The sequence below is a fragment of the Xanthomonas sp. 3075 genome (assembly GCF_014197275.1).
GTDB classification, from domain to species: Bacteria; Pseudomonadota; Gammaproteobacteria; order Xanthomonadales; family Xanthomonadaceae; genus Xanthomonas; species Xanthomonas campestris_B.
This window is the reverse complement of the sequence record NZ_JACIFI010000028.1, coordinates 1-16,443: the sequence shown is the minus strand read 5'-3', so window position 1 is coordinate 16,443 and position 16,443 is coordinate 1. Positions and strand designations below refer to the sequence as shown.

12 protein-coding genes are annotated in these 16,443 nt (G+C 64.7%); 6 read left to right on the top strand and 6 right to left on the bottom strand.

Translation table 11 applies throughout. From position 1 onward, the window contains the following. The first annotated feature begins 4 nt into the window (after positions 1-4). The 4 genes from fdhD (at position 5) to GGR62_RS19080 (ending at position 5,629) form a co-directional block, all read left to right on the top strand. Positions 5-850, top strand: coding sequence for a formate dehydrogenase accessory sulfurtransferase FdhD (fdhD, locus tag GGR62_RS19095; RefSeq protein WP_184409418.1), 846 nt, complete (start codon positions 5-7; stop codon positions 848-850). After that, positions 847-3,195 (top strand): FdhF/YdeP family oxidoreductase, encoded by a 2,349-nt coding sequence (locus GGR62_RS19090; RefSeq protein ID WP_184409417.1) that lies wholly within the window; start codon positions 847-849, stop codon positions 3,193-3,195. Before fdhD ends, GGR62_RS19090 begins: the two co-directional genes overlap by 4 nt. Then, entirely contained in the window at positions 3,185-3,463 is a 279-nt protein-coding gene (locus tag GGR62_RS19085) for a hypothetical protein (protein WP_184409416.1), read from the top strand. The genes GGR62_RS19090 and GGR62_RS19085 overlap by 11 nt, the downstream gene beginning before the upstream one ends. Positions 3,464-4,318: 855 nt before the next feature. Next, positions 4,319-5,629 carry an MFS transporter gene (locus GGR62_RS19080; RefSeq protein WP_184409415.1) on the top strand — a complete coding sequence of 437 codons (1,311 nt, stop codon included), beginning with the start codon at positions 4,319-4,321 and terminating at the stop codon, positions 5,627-5,629. Between the two features lie 109 nt (positions 5,630-5,738). Here the strand turns inward: GGR62_RS19080 and GGR62_RS19075 are convergent, their stop codons facing one another. The 3 genes from GGR62_RS19075 to GGR62_RS19065 form a co-directional block, all read right to left on the bottom strand. After that, the gene (locus tag GGR62_RS19075) at positions 5,739-7,037 is read right to left on the bottom strand and encodes a diguanylate cyclase (RefSeq protein WP_184409414.1); all 1,299 of its coding nucleotides are present in this window, start codon (positions 7,035-7,037) and stop codon (positions 5,739-5,741) included. A gap of 95 nt (positions 7,038-7,132) precedes the next feature. Beyond that, positions 7,133-8,449: an FAD-binding oxidoreductase gene (locus GGR62_RS19070; RefSeq protein WP_184409413.1), complete on the bottom strand. Its 1,317-nt coding sequence runs from the start codon at positions 8,447-8,449 to the stop codon at positions 7,133-7,135. Then, positions 8,449-9,828, bottom strand: a complete 1,380-nt coding sequence (locus tag GGR62_RS19065) for a glutamine synthetase family protein (RefSeq protein WP_184409412.1) — start codon at positions 9,826-9,828, stop codon at positions 8,449-8,451. The genes GGR62_RS19070 and GGR62_RS19065 overlap by 1 nt, the downstream gene beginning before the upstream one ends. A gap of 152 nt (positions 9,829-9,980) precedes the next feature. On the opposite strand from GGR62_RS19065, the gene GGR62_RS19060 reads away from it, so the two are divergent. Together GGR62_RS19060 and GGR62_RS19055 are read left to right on the top strand one after the other, a co-directional pair. Continuing rightward, positions 9,981-10,736, top strand: a complete 756-nt coding sequence (locus tag GGR62_RS19060) for a gamma-glutamyl-gamma-aminobutyrate hydrolase family protein (protein WP_184409411.1) — start codon at positions 9,981-9,983, stop codon at positions 10,734-10,736. A 6-nt stretch (positions 10,737-10,742) separates the two neighbouring features. Further along, positions 10,743-12,128 carry a glutamine synthetase family protein gene (locus GGR62_RS19055; RefSeq protein ID WP_184409410.1) on the top strand — a complete coding sequence of 462 codons (1,386 nt, stop codon included), beginning with the start codon at positions 10,743-10,745 and terminating at the stop codon, positions 12,126-12,128. A 138-nt stretch (positions 12,129-12,266) separates the two neighbouring features. Here GGR62_RS19055 and GGR62_RS19050 read toward each other — a convergent pair whose 3' ends face one another. From GGR62_RS19050 to GGR62_RS19040, 3 genes are read right to left on the bottom strand one after another with little or no spacing between them, the layout of a single operon-like run. Continuing rightward, positions 12,267-14,477: a methyl-accepting chemotaxis protein gene (locus GGR62_RS19050; protein WP_184409409.1), complete on the bottom strand. Its 2,211-nt coding sequence runs from the start codon at positions 14,475-14,477 to the stop codon at positions 12,267-12,269. A 57-nt stretch (positions 14,478-14,534) separates the two neighbouring features. Then, positions 14,535-14,945 carry a phosphate ABC transporter substrate-binding protein gene (locus GGR62_RS19045; protein ID WP_184409408.1) on the bottom strand — a complete coding sequence of 137 codons (411 nt, stop codon included), beginning with the start codon at positions 14,943-14,945 and terminating at the stop codon, positions 14,535-14,537. A gap of 25 nt (positions 14,946-14,970) precedes the next feature. Continuing rightward, positions 14,971-16,104, bottom strand: coding sequence for a hypothetical protein (locus tag GGR62_RS19040; protein WP_184409407.1), 1,134 nt, complete (start codon positions 16,102-16,104; stop codon positions 14,971-14,973). Positions 16,105-16,443 lie beyond the last annotated feature (339 nt).

Genomic DNA, 16,443 nt, shown 5'->3' with positions numbered 1-16,443 from the left:
TGAGATGAGCAGTCCGTCCTCCCGTTCGATGCAGCCCGGCAGTGTGGTCCGTACGGTGGTCCGCCATCGTGGCGGCCGCAGCGCCACGCTGCAGGACATGGTGGCGGCCGAAATGCCGGTCGCCTTCAACTACAACGGCGTGCCATTCGCGGTGATGATGGCCACGCCGAAGGATCTGGAGGATTTCGCACTCGGATTCTCGTTGAGCGAGGGCATCGTCGCGCACGCGCAGGACTTGCGCGTGCTGGCGGTGGAGACGTTTCTGGAAGGCGCTTCGTTGCAGATCGAGATTCCGCCCGAGCGTGCCGCCGCGTTGGACCAGCGGCGGCGCAATCTGGATGGACGCAGTGGCTGCGGGGTCTGCGGTAACGAGTCGATCGAGGCGGTGCTGCGCGTGCCGCCGGTGGTGCAGTCGTCGCTGCAGATCGATGTGGAGGCCTTGGCGCGTGCGCTGGATGCGCTGCATGCGCAGCAGCCGATTGCCGCGCAGACCGGTGCCGTGCATGCCGCCGGCTGGGCCGACGCGCACGGTGTGGTGCGTTACGTGCGCGAAGACGTCGGGCGGCATAACGCGCTCGACAAGTTGATTGGTGCATTGGCGCACGAACGCGTCGATGCATCGCAGGGATTTGCGGTGGTCACCAGCCGCGCCAGTTACGAAATGGCCATGAAAGCCGCGCAGGCCCGGATTCCGCTGCTCGCAGCGATTTCGGCGCCGACCGCGCTGGCGATCAGCCTGGCCGACAGTGCGGGACTGACCCTGATCGGGTTTGCCCGCGATCACGATTGTGTCGTTTACAGCCATCCGCACCGCCTGGATCTGGGCGGTGGCGTGGGAGAGCCCGCATGAGCAAGAAGACCATCCAGCAATACGACAATCCCGCTGGCGGCTGGGGCGCACTGCGCTCGGTGGCCAAGCACCTGATGGAACAGGACATCGCGGTGCAGGGCGCCAAGACGCTGCTGCACGCCAACCAGCCGGACGGCTTCGACTGCCCCGGATGCGCCTGGCCCGACCGCGATCACACCTCCACCTTCGAATTCTGCGAAAACGGCGCCAAGGCCGTCGCTGCCGAATCCACGGCGCGCCGCGCCGGCAACGAATTGTTTGCCGCGCACAGCGTCAGCCTGCTGTCGCAGTACAGCGACTACTGGCTGGAAGGGCAGGGCCGCCTGACCCATCCGATGCGCTACGACGCCGCCACCGACCATTACGTCCCGGTGAGCTGGGACGACGCGTTCGCACAGATCGCCGGTCACCTCAACGGCCTGGCATCGCCGGACGAGGCGATCTTCTACACCTCCGGGCGCACCAGCAACGAAGCGGCGTTTTTGTATCAGTTGTTCGTGCGCGAGTTCGGCACCAACAACTTCCCGGACTGCTCCAACATGTGCCACGAGCCCTCCGGCACCGCACTGCGGTCGCAGATCGGCGTGGGCAAGGGCACCGTGTCGCTGCACGATTTCGAACTGGCCGATGCGATCTTCATTTTCGGCCAGAACCCGGGTACCAATCACCCGCGCATGCTGGGCGAGTTGCGCCAGGCCTCCAAGCGCGGCGCGGCGATTGCGGCGTTCAACCCGCTGCGCGAGCGCGGGCTGGAAAAGTTCGCCGACCCGCAGGACAAGCTGGAGATGCTGCACAACGGCTCCACGCGCATCGCCTCGGATTACTTCCAGCTCAAGATCGGCGGCGATCTGGCGGCGTTGAAGGGCATCATCAAGCATGTGCTGGAGCGCGATGCGCAAGCGCAGCGCGATGGCACGCCGCGTTTGCTGGATCTGGAGTTCATCGCCGAGCACACCGCCAACTTCGACGCCTTCGCTGCCGATGTGCATGCAGAAGCCTGGGACACCATCGTCGAAGAGTCCGGGCTGGACGAAGCGGCGCTGCGCAAGGCCGGCGAGATCTATCTGAAGGCCGAGCGTGTGATCGCGTGCTGGGGCATGGGCATCACCCAGCACAAGCACTCGGTGGCCACCATCCACATGATCACCAACCTGCTGCTGCTGCGCGGCCATCTGGGCCGCCCCGGCGCAGGCGTGTGCCCGGTGCGCGGGCATAGCAACGTGCAGGGCGACCGCACGATGATGATCTACGAAAAGCCGCCGGCCGCGTTTCTGGACAAGTTGCAGTCGGTGTTCGGTTTTGCGCCGCCGCGCGAAGACGGCTTCGACACCGTTGGTGCGATCGAAGCGATGCTGGATGGGCGCGGCAAGGTGTTCTTCGCAATGGGCGGCAATTTTGCCGCCGCCACGCCGGATACCTATGCCACGCACCGCGCGCTGCGCAATTGCGAGCTCACCGTCCACGTCACCACCAAGCTCAATCGCAGCCACCTGGTGCACGGGCGCGATGCGTTGATCCTGCCATGCCTGGGCCGTACCGAAATCGACATCCAGGATGCCGGCTCGCAAGGCGTGACGGTGGAAGATTCGATGAGCATGGTGCACCTGTCGGCCGGCATCAATCCGCCGGCCTCGCCGGATCTGTTGTCCGAGCCGGCGATCGTGGCGCGCCTGGCCGAGGCCACCTTGGGGACGCGCAGCGCGATCCGCTGGCGCTGGCTGGTAGGCGATTACGACCGCGTACGCGACCTGATCGCGCAGGTGTTCCCGGATTTTGCCGACTTCAATCAGCGCGTGCGCACGCCGGGCGGCTTCCGCCTGTCCAACACCGCGCGCGATCGCCAGTGGGTGACGCCCGAACAGCGTGCGGTGTTCAAATCGCACGCGGTGCCGACCGATAACCCGATCCATCGCGCGCGGCGTTCGCGTGGCGATCAGATGGTGTTTACGCTGGCCACCACGCGCTCACACGATCAGTACAACACCACCATCTACGGCCTGGACGACCGCTATCGCGGCGTGTTCGGCGAGCGCCGCGTGCTCTTCATCAACGGCGCGGACATCGCGGCGCTGAACATGAAGGCCGGCGATTGGGTGGATCTGGAAAGCCTGTGCGAGGACGGCGTACACCGCGAGGCGCGCCGCTTCCTGCTGGTGGACTACAACATCCCACGCGGCTGTCTGGCGGCGTATTACCCGGAAACCAACGCGCTGGTGCCGCTGTCCAGCTTCGCCGACGAAGCGCGCACGCCGACCTCCAAGTCGATTCCTGTGATCGTGTTGCCGCATCGCGCCGAGACCGCCGATGCCGCGCCGCGCGACATCGGAGCCGTGCTTGTCCGCTGATCCGCAGCTCACCGCGCAGTTGCTGCTTGCGCTAGCCGAGACGCCGGAGGGCGTGTCGCTGGCGCGGTTGTGCAAGCAATTGGGCGTGCGCATGAGTGTGTTGCTGCGCACGCTAGCTTGGCTAGGCAGCGCCAGTCTGGATGGCCAGCCCGGCCCGGGCTGGATCCGCGTGGAAGAGCGTGGCGAGCGCCAATGCGCGGTGCTGACGGATGCCGGGCTGGCAGCGCATGCGCAGCGTGCGATGGCACAAGCGCCGCACGGTGACTGAGCAACTTGCTGGTGCGTTCCCGCTGCCTGGCTTGCAGTGGAAGCTGATCGGGCACACCGTGATCCGAACGACACGCGCCATGCGCTGCTTGCACCCGGCAGACCATCTGCGCTGCAGGTGATCTATCAGCCCTGTCTAGCACGCCAGGACAACCGTGATTTCCAATCATCGCGTCCTCATGGATGCAGTCAAAAGCGCTTGGATCAAACACCGGCTTGGTCGAGCGCGCGGCGCCCTCACCGCTTGCGGGACACGCCGTGAACCCATCCCTGGGGGCTCGATCGCGGCATCGATGCCGCCAACGGTCCCGCAATCGATGAGGACACCGCACCAGACAGTGTGCTGACTGTTTTACTGAAAGCCGTGCACCGACCATCTCGACTGGCCCTTGCCCGCTCACCGTCGCGGGACCTTACGCGGCATGGATGCCGCGTAAGAGCTTACAAGGACGTACTTGCAGCGTGTCCCGCGCTGGTGGGCGGGCAAGGGCCCTGCAGCCAAGCCGCAGTCCAGCAGTTCTGTTCGTGATCTATCAGCACTGTCCGACAACCGAGACCTTGAGGGATAGCGATGTTCGAGGACGTGCTGACGGCGTGTCCCGCGCTGGTGGACGGGCAAGGGCCCGGCAGCCAAGCCGCAGATCATCGGCCTTTCAACCGACGCAGTCTGGGCGCGTCTTCCATGCTCGGCTAACAACTGATCGCTACGTTTTGCCATGCACTGTCGTGCCTGAGGGTGACATGGTCCACAAGCCAGGCCGTCACGTCTGTAACTTTCTGCAGGTCGGTTGGTCTGCGCAAACCGTTGCTGTGATCTGCCAGAATCGGCCGTCTTGTGTCTGGATGCCGATCAACGATGACTGCCACCGCGCCGCTTGCTTCCCCCATCAATTCGCCTGCGCGCGTGCTGTTCGCCAGTCTGATCGGCACCACCATCGAGTTCTTCGATTTCTATATCTACGCTACCGCTGCGGTGCTGGTGTTTCCCACGCTGTTCTTTCCGGCTGGCGATGGCAGTGCGGCGATGCTGCAGTCGCTGGCGACCTTCGCGGTGGCTTTCATTGCTCGACCGGTAGGGTCGGCGGTGTTCGGGCATTTCGGCGATCGGGTCGGGCGCAAGGCCACCTTGGTGGCCGCCTTGCTGACGATGGGGTTATCCACGGTGGCGATCGGCCTGCTGCCCAGTTACGCGCAGATCGGTGTCTTCGCCCCCGTGCTGCTGGCGTTGTGTCGCTTCGGCCAGGGATTGGGCCTGGGCGGCGAATGGGGTGGGGCGGTGTTGCTTGCCACCGAGAACGCACCGCCGGGCAAGCGCGTGTGGTACGGCATGTTTCCGCAGTTGGGTGCGCCGTTGGGGTTTCTGCTGTCCACCGGCACCTTTCTGGGCATGGGCGCGCTGCTGGACGATACCCAGTTCATTCAATGGGGCTGGCGGGTGCCGTTCCTGGCCAGTGCGTTGCTGGTGCTGGTCGGTTTGTGGGTGCGCCTGAGCATCACCGAGACGCCGGATTTCCAGAAGACCCTGGACCGCAGGACGCGGGTGCGGTTGCCATTGGGCACGGTGATGGCGCAGCACTGGCCGGCATTGATCATTGGTACCTTGGGGGCGTTCGCCACCTTCGTGCTGTTCTATCTGATGACGGTGTTCGCGTTGGGCTATGGCACCAAGACCTTGGGCTACGACAAGGAAGAGTTCTTGTTGCTACAGATGGCCGGGATCGTGTTTTTCGCCATCGGCATTCCGCTCTCGGCCAAGTTCGGCGATCGCCACGGCGCGCCGTTGGCGATGATGTTGGCCAGCATCGCGATCATCGCGTTCGGGTTGGCGTTTGCCCCGCTGTTTCAGGCCAATCACCCGCTGCAGGTGCTGGCCTTGCTGTCACTGGGTTTCTTTTTCATGGGACTGACCTACGGTCCTTGCGGCACGCTGCTGGCCGAGCTGTATCCCACCGAGGTGCGCTACACGGGTGCCTCGCTGTCGTTCAATCTGGCCAGCATCCTGGGCGCCGCGCCGGCCCCGTATGTCGCTGCCCGCCTGGCGGAAAGTTACGGCGTGCAGGCGGTCGGACAGTATCTCGGCGTGACCGCGGTGTTGAGTCTGCTGGCCCTGATCGCGGCGCGTGCGATGCGGCGCCGTGCTGCGGCACTGGACGAAAACGCCGTTTGAACTTGCTCCGGCGATCTGCCGTGCTGGTGCGTGCGCGACGCTGATGGGGTAGCCATCGCCTGCGGCGCAGTGGTTTGGTTGCCCGGCTGGCCGGTGCAGGGTGACTGGATCAGTAGGTCAGGCGGACCTGATTGCGGCCACCGGCCTTGGCCAGATACAGGTGCTTGTCCGCTTCGTTGAGGAGATGATGCAGCGACTGGCTACCTTCGGCGGCGACGCAGACGCCAATGCTCACGGTCATGGTCAGCGTTTCGTTGCCGATGCGCACGCGCAAGGCGCTGATGCGCTCGCGCAGGCTTTCGAAATAGTCGGCGGCGTTGGCGGCATCCAGTCCCGGCACCAGCAGGCAGAATTCCTCGCCGCCGAACCGTGCCACCAGATCCTGCGGACGGGCATGGCCGGACACCGATGCGGCCACCGCACGCAACGCCTGGTCGCCGGCTTCGTGGCCCCAGGTGTCGTTGATGTGTTTGAAGTGATCGATATCCACCATGGCCGCACTCACCGTCTGATCCTGCGCCAGTAATGCCGGGATCATGCGTTGGCTCTGCTCCAGAAAATAGCGGCGGTTGGGCAGGCCGGTGAGGAAGTCGCGGGTGGCCAGATCCTGCAGGGTGCCGATCAGCTCCAGCTGGTCCACGTTCTGCGAAACGCGGCAGAAGAACTCTTCGCGCGAGAAGGGTTTACGCAGGAAGTCGTTGGCGCCGTTCTTGAGAAAGCGCGGGATCAGCGACGAATCGCTGTTGCCGGAGATGCCGATCACCGCCACCTTGTCGCGCGAGCGGATCGCACGCAGCCGGCGGGTGAATTCGACGCCTTCCATGCCGGGCATTTCCTGATCGACGATGGTCAGGCGGATGTCCGGGTCGCGTTCGATCGCCTGCAGGCCGGACGGGCCATCGGGGGCGAGCACCACGCGGTAGCCATACATCGACAGCAGCGCGGCGGCATAGGTACGTGCAGACAGCGAGTCGTCCACCACCAGTGCGGCGATGCGCCGGTTGCGCTCCAGCCGCTGCACCAGCCAGGCCAGGTATTCGATGCTGCCCGGTGCGTTCTTGAGCACGTAGTCGATGATCTGTTGCTGCAGCACGCGCTGGCGCAGATCTTCGTCATAGACGCCGCTGACCACCACGGTGGGCAGTTGCCGCGACAGGAAGAATTCCACCACCTTGTCACGGTCGCCGTCGACCAGCACCAGGCCGGTCAACACCAGGAACCAGCCGTTTTCTTCGTCCAGCACGCGCGCCGCTTCGGCCAGGGTCGATACGACCGTGACCGGCAGCTCCGCGCGTTGCTCGATGGCTTCGCGCAGCATGCTGGTGAACGTGCGCGAGTTTTCCACCAGCAACACGCGTTGTGGCAGGACTTCGCTTTCACTATGGCGATGTAAGGTACCTGGGGACATCGGCTGGCCGCGCGGATTGAAACCGTCAGAGCAGCTAACGGCCTTGGCTGCGAAAACTTAAGCGCCTTGCCCGGTAAACGCGACGATGCCTCGGCTCACCACAGCGCATCGCGCAGCCGGTACCAGCTCATTGCCGCCACCAGCAGCGGTGTGCGCAGCCGCCGTCCGCCGGGGAAGGGGCTGTGCGGAATCCGCGCGAACACGTCCAGGCGCCGGCTCTGACCGGCGATGGCTTCGGCGATGACCTGGCCGGCCAGCCCGGTGGCGGCCACGCCATGGCCGGAAAATCCCTGTGCGAAATACACGTTCGGCGCCAGTCGACCCCAGTGCGGAGCACGGTTGCGCGAGATGTCCACGTAGCCGCCCCACAGCGTCTCCAGTGGCACGTCGTGCAGTTGCGGAAACACCGCATGCATGCGCCGGGTCATCAGCCGGTCCAGGCCGGGTGGCGGGCGCGCGGAATAACTGGCGCGCCCGCCAAACAGCAACCGGTGGTCGGCGCTGAGCCGGTAATAGTCCAGCGCCCAGTTGGTATCGGCCACCGCCATGTCGTTGGCGATCAACGCGCGTGCGCGGGCCTGCCCCAGCGGTGGGGTGGCGCCGACGTAAGTGCCCACCGGCATGATGGTGCGCTCCAGCGGTGCGCAAATGCCCTGCAGCAAGGCATTGCCTGCGATCACGCCAAAGTCGGCGGCGACGCTGCCGTGGGCGGTGTGCATCCGCACCCGTGTGCCTTCTTCCAACCGGGTGACCGCCGCGTCTTCGTGGATGCGCACGCCAGCGGCCAGCGCTGCGCGCGCCAGGCCCAGTGCATAGGCCAGCGGGTGCAGGTGGCCGCTGGCCGGATCGAACATCGCGCCCAGGTACAACGGGCTGTCCAGCACCTGGCGCGTGCGGGCGCGGTCCCACCATTCCAGCGGGTAGTAGTAGCGCTCGGCCATGCGCACGATGCCGTGCTGCAGGGCCTGCACCTGGCGCGGCTTCAGCGGCACGTGGGCGTGGCCGTCGCGCCAGTCGCAGGCGATGGCGTGGCGCTCGATACGCGCGCGCAGCAGGCGCATGCCATCGCGCGAGAAATCGAACAGCAGCCGCGCGTCGGCATCGCCCACCAGCGCTTCCAGCGTCTCCTGCTCGCAGCCGTAGCCGACGATGGCCTGGCCGCCGTTGCGTCCGGAGGCGCCCCAGCCGATGCGCTTTGCTTCCAGCACGATCACCTTGTAACCGGCTTCGGCCAGGGCGAGCGCGGCGGTCAGCCCGGTGTAGCCAGCGCCGAGGATGCACACATCGGCCTGCGCAACGCCTTGCAGGCGCGGCTGTGCCGGCAGTGCCGGGGTGCTGCGCGCGTACCAGCTGTCGGGATAACCGTCGGCCGGTGTAGTGGAGTGGGGCGTCGCTGCGGCGGGGATGGGCATCACACGGTCCGCAGGTACCGGGCGTAATCCAGGTCCGGTACCAGGGCTTGATAGTCGAGCAGCTCGCGTTGTTTCTGCTGGCCGAATACATGCCGGAACTGCGCGCCGAGCTGTGCGTCGATGAAGTCGCTGCCAATAAACGCATCCACCGCCGCTTGCCAGGTGCGCGGCTGGAACACCGACTGCGCATAGGCATTGCCGGTTACCGGCGCGGTGGGCTCGGCGGGGTGTTGCAGGCCGTCCAGGATGGCAGCAAGCACGCTGGCAGCGGCCAGATATGGATTGGAATCGGCGCCGGCGATGCGGTGTTCGATGCGTGTGTTGCGTGCATCGCTATGCGGAATACGCAGCGCCACGGTGCGATTGTTGAAGCCCCAGCTCGCATCCAATGGGACGAAGGCATTGCTGACGAAGCGCCGGTAGCTGTTGGCGTGCGGTGCGAAGACCAGCAGCGAGGCATCGGCGTGCCGCTGCAGTCCGGCGATGGCGTGGCGCAAGTGCTCTGCCGGCGCATCGGCGCTGCCGGCAAACACGTTGTGCCCATCGGCATCGAGCAGGCTCACATGCAGATGCAGTCCACTGCCGGCCTGGTCGGGGAACGGCTTTGCCATGAAGCTGGCGAGCTTGCCCTGCTGCTGCGCAATCGCCTTGATGGTGCGCTTGAGCAGGATCGCCTCGTCGCAGGCGGCCACCGCATCGGCGCGATGCTGCAGATTGATTTCGAACTGGCCGGGCGCGTATTCGGCCACTGCGGTGTCGGCCGGAATGCCTTGCGGGCGGCAGGCGGCGGTGACTGCATCGGTGAAGCCGTGCTGGTCGTCCAGATCCTGCAGCGAATACACCTGGGTGCTGTCGCTGCGCGCGCCGGTGAGCGGGTCGCGCGGCGTCTGCGGGCGTCCCTGCGCATCGGGTACCGCGTCGAACAGATAGAACTCCAGCTCCACCGCGATCACCGGGGTCAGGCCGCGCGTTGCAAAGCCGTGCAGCACGCGTTGCAGCACCGCGCGTGGCGCGACCTCGAACAGGCTGTCGTCCGGGTTGTGCATCGCCAGCAGCAGTTGCGCCATCGGCCGTGGCGCCCATGGCACCGGCCGCAGCGATCCGGCGATCGGCCGACAGATGCGATCGGCATCGCCGATGGCATAACCCAATCCGGTCTCTTCCACGGTGTTGCCGGTGATGTCGGTGGCGATCAGCGACATCGGCAGGCACACGCCATCGCGGTAGATCTTGGCCAGCGCCTCGGTTGTCACACGTTTGCCACGGAGCACGCCGTTGGTGTCGGGCAAGAGCAGGTCGATCGATTCGCAGCCGGCGATGCGCGCCAGCGTGGCGGCATCGGCAGTGGGCAAGGACGCGACGGGGTTATCGGAAGCCATGGGCACCACCTGCGAAGTCGCTGCGCAGATTAGCAAAGCGCACGTGAGCAATCGCAACCGCAGCGCCGATCGCGCTTGGCAAGGCCTGCGGCCGCGCGGTAAGTTCGACCGCACACGCGGGTTAACGCAACGCGCGACATCGGGGTGTGTGCATGGCTGTCGTTCCAGTGGTCGGGCTGTCGACCGATCGTATCCAGCAAGGGCCGCACCCGTTTCTGGCCGCCGGCGAGAAATACATCCGCGCGGTGGTGGATGCGGCCGGCGCGATGCCTGTGCTGTTGCCGAGCCTGCGGCCCACGCTGGACGCCGGCGTGTGGCTGGAGCGACTGGATGGCGTGTTGCTGACCGGCGCGGTAAGCAATGTCGAGCCGCATCACTACGGCGACGAGCCCAGCTGGGAGGGCAATCCGCACGATCCGGCGCGCGATGCCACCAGCCTTGGGCTGATCCCGCAAGCGCTTGCGCGTGGCCTGCCGGTGCTGGCGATCTGCCGCGGGCTGCAGGAGGTCAACGTGGCGCTGGGCGGGCGCCTGCATCAACGCGTGCAGGAGGTGCCAGGCCTGGCCGACCATCGTCAAGACCACGCCGCGCCACTGGACACGCAATACGGTCCGGCCCATCTGGTGCAGTTGCATGCCGGCGGATGGCTGGCCGGCATGAGCGAGACCGCGCAGGTCTGGGTGAATTCGCTGCACGGGCAGGGCATCGCCGCGCTGGCCGACGGGTTGGTGATCGAAGCCGCCGCGCCGGATGGCCTGATCGAGGCCTTTCGCGGCCCCGGGCCCGGGTTTCTGCTCGCCGTGCAATGGCATCCGGAGTGGCATGTCACACAGCATCCGTTCTACCGTGCCATCTTTCAGGCCTTCGGCGACGCCTGTCGCCAGTACGCCGCTCAACGCGGCCAGTGAGGTTGCATGTCCATCCGTACACGTTCGCGCACATCCACGCCCAAACAGCCCGAGAGCGCACTGCGCCGCTGGCTCAAGGAGCGTCACATCACCGAAGTCGAGTGCCTGGTGCCGGACATCACCGGCAATGCACGCGGCAAGATCATTCCCGCCGACAAGTTTTCGCACGACTACGGTACCCGCCTGCCGGAAGGCATCTTCGCCACCACCGTCACCGGCGATTTCCCGGACGATTATTACGAGCTGACCTCGCCGTCGGATTCGGACATGCACCTGCGCCCGGATGCCGCCACCGTCCGCATGGTGCCGTGGGCCGCCGACCCCACCGCGCAGGTCATCCACGATTGCTACACCAAGGATGGGCAGCCGCATGAGCTGGCGCCACGCAACGTGCTGCGCCGCGTGCTGGATGCCTACGCCCAGGTCAAGCTGCAACCGGTGGTGGCGCCGGAGCTGGAATTCTTTCTGGTGCAGAAGAACACCGACCCGGATTTCCCGTTGCTGCCGCCGGCCGGGCGCTCGGGGCGCCCGGAAACCGCACGGCAGTCGTATTCGATCGACGCGGTCAACGAGTTCGACCCGATCCTGGACCTGATGTACGACTACTGCGATGCGATGGAGCTGGACGTGGACACGCTGATCCACGAATCCGGCGCCGCGCAGCTGGAGGTCAACTTCACCCATGCCGACGCGCTCTCGCGCGCCGATCAGGTGTTCCTGTTCAAGCGCACCATGCGCGAGGCGGCGCTGCGGCATGGCGTCTACGCGACGTTCCTGGCCAAGCCAATGGAAACCGAGCCGGGCAGTGCGATGCATATCCACCAGAGCCTGCTGCATGCCGGGACCGGCAAGAACGTGTTCAGCGGCAAGCGCGAGGGCGGCTTCAGCGACACCTTCGCGCATTATCTGGGCGGCCTGCAGAAATACATTCCGATGGCGATGGGGCTGCTGGCGCCCAACGTCAATTCGTATCGACGGCTGATGTTCGGCGAAGTCTCGCCGAGCAACGTGTTGTGGGGATTCGACAATCGCACCTGCGGGCTGCGCGTGCCGATCGATGCGCCGCAGAACATGCGGGTGGAAAGCCGCTTTGCCGGCTCCGACGCCAATCCGTATCTGGCGATGGCGGCGACCCTGGCCTGCGGCTTGCTCGGCATCCGCGAGAAGCTGGAGCCGACCGCGCCGATCAGCAGCAACGGCAAGGAACAGGGCTACGATCTGCCACGCTCGCTGGGCGAGGCGCTGGATGGTCTGGAAGGCTGCGAGGCATTGCAGGAAATGCTGGGACGCCGCTTCGTGCGGGCCTACATCTCGGTCAAGCGCAAGGAATACGAAACGTTCTTTCGGGTGATCAGTTCGTGGGAACGGGAGTTCCTGCTGTTGAACGTGTGAGGCCAACAGGTTTCATCGACAACCGCTGGCCGCTTCATCGACGATCGGATGCCACGCATCGATCGTAGGTGCTCCGCCAAGCGCGGATCCGGCCGATGGCGGCTTGCCCAAGGCAAGCCGCCGGTGCTGGAACGGCGATCAGACCGGTGTTCCTGCAGCACGCTGCAGCGCGCGTTTGGCAATCGCCGCAGAGGTCTGCTGTGCAGTCTCGGCAGATCCCTGTAGGCGGAACCGCGAGACTGTTGCCCGCAACTGCACCGCGCGGTCGCGTAGCGCGGTGCTGGACGCAGAGACCTCTTCGACCAGGCTGCTGTTTTGCTGGTTCACGCTTTCCAGATCGTCCACCGCGCGGCTGAGATCCTGCAGGCCGGAGGATTGATCGTGCGCGGCAACGGCCGCCTCCCGGGAGAGCTGTGCGACGCGTTCGTTGGAGGCGTTGATGGCCTGCAGCTGTTCGCGCGTGGCGGTGACCAGATCGGTACCTTCGTGCACGCGCCGGTTGGAGTCGCTGATGAGATCGCGAATTTCCTTGGCCGACGACGCGGTGCGATGCGCAAGATTACGGACTTCGCTGGCAACCACCGCAAACCCGCGGCCATGTTCGCCTGCGCGTGCAGCTTCCACTGCCGCATTGAGCGCCAGCAGGTTGGTCTGGAAGGCAACCGAATCGATCAAGCCGATGATATCGGCAATACGCCGGCTCGACTGGTTGATGCCTGCCATCGATTCGCCGGCCTTGCCCACCACGTCCGCACCACTGCGCGAACTTTCCAGTGCACCCACGGTGAGCTCGCTGGTCTGGCGACTGTTCTCCGCAGCCTGCTGCGCCGATTGCAGCAGGGACTTGATGCTGGCCGCGCTCTGTTCCAGCGCCGCAGCCTGGCGTTCGGTACGTCCGGACAGGTCGCTGTTGCCAGACGAAATTTCGTCGGCGCCGTTGCTCACGTCCTCGGCGGTGGTCGCCACCTCGCCAATGACCTCGCTCAAGCTGTCCAGTGACCCGTTGAGCGTGGACGTGAGCGTCCCGAGGGTGCCTGCATAGCGGCCCTGGACGCGCCGGGTCAGGTCGCCGTTGGCCAGGGCGTCGGTGGTGGCACTGATTTCGGTCAGCGCCAGATCCAGCGCATTCAACGACTGGTTGACCGCCTGCTTGAGCACGCCCAGGTCGCCTGGTAGGTCCGCATCGATGCGGCGCTTGAAGTTACCTTCGGCGGTGGCGGTCATGCTGGCGCTCAACTCTTCCAGCGATTCCTGCAGCAGGTGCATGGCGCGATCCACCTTCAGGCGCGAGTCGCCTTCCACGTCTTCGCTCATGCGTGCAGCAAAGTCGCCTCTGGCCAGCGCATCCATCACTTCGTCCAACGCACGCATGGTGCGCTGCACGCTGTCGGCACCGGCGTTGACGCCATGTTTGAGCGTTGCCAGATCTCCTGGAAGATCGGCAACCACGCGTTGGCTGAAGTCGCCGCGTTCCACTGCCCCCAGCACCTGATTGGTTTCGCTGATCGCCGCTTTCAGATCCATCAGCAGCGAGTTGAACGAGCGGCACATGGTGCTCAGCGCATCCTTGCCTTCGTCTTCCACGTGTGCATCGAAGTCGCCGCGTGCTACCTGGCCGATTGCCTGATTGAGCCGCTCGATCGGCTGACGGATGGCCGCGTCGATCAGCAGGGCTGCCAGTACCGTCAGCAGCAACAGCATCACCGTTGCCGATGCGCCCATCCACGATGCGCGCGTGGCTTGCCCAGCCGCCTCTGTCAGCGCGCTCTTGAAGCTGCTTTCGCTATCGGTGCCCAGTTTGTTGAGCGCTTCGCGCACCTGCTGGTAGGCGGCCTGTTTTTCGGTTGCCAATGCCTGGAACGACTGCATGTCGCCGTCGCCGCTGATGATGCCGCCGACCGCCAGTTTGCTCTTGTCCACATAGCGGTCCCACAGCGCGACAAGTTGGTCCACGCGTTGCGTATAGCTGGGGTCTTTGGTCTTGATCGATTCGATCTTCGCGCGCGCTGTCTGCGACAGCTTCACTGCATCCTCAACCAGGAATTCGTCCTTGTCGCCGAGCGCCTGGGTGAAGGTGGCCTGGGTCTCGACCAGGCCCTGATTCGCCTGTCCTGCCAGCGACATCACCGGCAAGGTATTGGCGGCGAAGCGCTCCAATGTGTGGATGTTGGTGCGCGACGAGGAAATGGTATAGGTGCTGTAAACCAGCAAGCCCAGCAGTGCAATGCCGGGCAATAGCAGAATCTTGGTGCGGATCGACACGTAGCGTAGCCGTCGCGACAGGCGTCCGGTTGCACGCGAAAACGCTCCCCAGTGCGGGAGTGAGAAGCGTGCGGCACTGGATGACATGAGACTCTCCTGAAGAAGGTGAGCCCTGGCGCCCATGCGCCAGGGCCTTTGGCAGACTCAGTATTTCAACAACACCTTGACCGAGTCGTCGATTGCCTTGTCGCTGACATAACCGACTGCGCCGGGATTACTTTTCAGCTTTGACTTCACTTCGGCATCGCTCGCGACCTCGGTCGGCGCGGTGGCCTTGCCTGAGAAAATCAGTTTCGACCAGTAGCCGGTCAGATCGGCGCCGGTCTTGCCGAGTACCTTGGTTTCGAATTCGGCGCGCGTTGCGGCATCCTTCTGATACAGCAAGGTGATCGCTTTGCCGCCGCTGCTGGTCTGGCGGCCCAGAAATACTTTCTTGGCTTCTTCCGCATTGGACACGGCGACCGGCGAATCCTTGGCGACGACCACGGCGCCAGCGATGGCATGCATCGGTGCCGACAACAGCAAGACCGCCAGGAGTGGGTAGATATTCTTCATGTGAACTCCGTGAGTGTCTGGCGGTTTAGAAGACAAAATCGAGCGCGACGACGAACACATTTACATTGCCATCGAAGCCTGGGCGAAAGCGGTTGAAGCTATTGCCGATGCCGTTGGTGTCTACCTTGTCCCACTGCGCTTTCAGGGCCATCGATTGGTAAAAGTCCCAGCGCACGCCCAACGATGCGGTGGTCTGCTTGCCGGTCCTGGATGCGCTGTACTTCGGCTCGCTGGACCCATAGCTGGCGAACGGCTGGACCGCGCCGAACCTGTGCCCGACTAACGCATACCAGCCGTCGATATCTGCCTGCTCAGCGATATTTTTGGCGCGACGGGTAACGTACTCACCCTGTATCAGCCAGTTGTCGCGATTGAAGATCGCGCCAAAGCCGGTGAAGGTGTATTGATCACCGTAGTCGGCGAATGCTGGTAAATCGAAGTCTCCCTTGACCTGCCCGGCGCGCAGCATCAGCCAGTCGTTCTCCCATACGGCATTGACGCCAAGAACATTGTCTTGCTTGAGGGCGAGAGGGCCTGTTCCAACGTCGGCCGCGAAATAGTTCTTGCCTGCCAGGCCCGTCACTTTCAGCGTGCCGCCGCCAAGGTCATGGCTGTAGGTGATGTCGCCCCCGCGTAGCTGATCGATCACCGCAAGACCATAGACTTCGCTGGGCGCATGCACCCAGGGATTGGCGTAGCCGATGTTGCGTGTATCGGAAATGGCGAAGGTCGGGGTGGCGATGCGTCCGCCGCGGATTGCCAAGCCCTCGAACGGCTCGATCTTGACGAACATCCATTCCACCTGGGTGGCGCCATACAGCGCGCTGCGACGTTTGGTCAGCGTCTGCACCGTTGCCGATAACCAGCTGTTGGCGCGGCCGGTCAGCTGCACGCCGAAGTTGGAATCGGTGCCGAGATTGAAAGAGTCGGTGGCGCCTTTGGTCTGCGATTCGCGGATATACGCAGCGTCATCGGTATCGGTGCGTAGCGCAGCGACAGTGCCGAAGCCACTCAGCGAGAAGTGTTCTCCGACGGGGATCGCGGCGAAGGCCTGCGATGCGGCCAGCGAGAATGCGGTAAACAACAACGAGCGGCTTGCAAGATGACGACTGGTCATAAGTCCCTCCGGGCGGCGGGGGCGAGGTGCACCGCCATGCATCAGGGGTATCGGCCGGTATAACAAAAGTTTAAGCAGGCGGGCAGAACCGCATATGCGGACCCCGACAATGGATAGGAAAAGCCCTGACAGCGGCGTTGAGTGGTGTGTTCACCTGCGCGCCATGTCGGCGATGCAGGAGGCAGGCGCGGCGTCGGCGAATCGGCGCGAAGCAGGCTGCGAGCGCGTGACTGCCCGAATCCGGACGATGCCGCCGGCAAGCCCGATGGTCCTGCATGTGCTCCCTTTAGGGAACCTCTGAACAACGCACCACAGATACGCGACACTACCCGCCTCATGTTGAGGAGTGATCCATGCAACTGACGTTCGGTGACGCTGAGG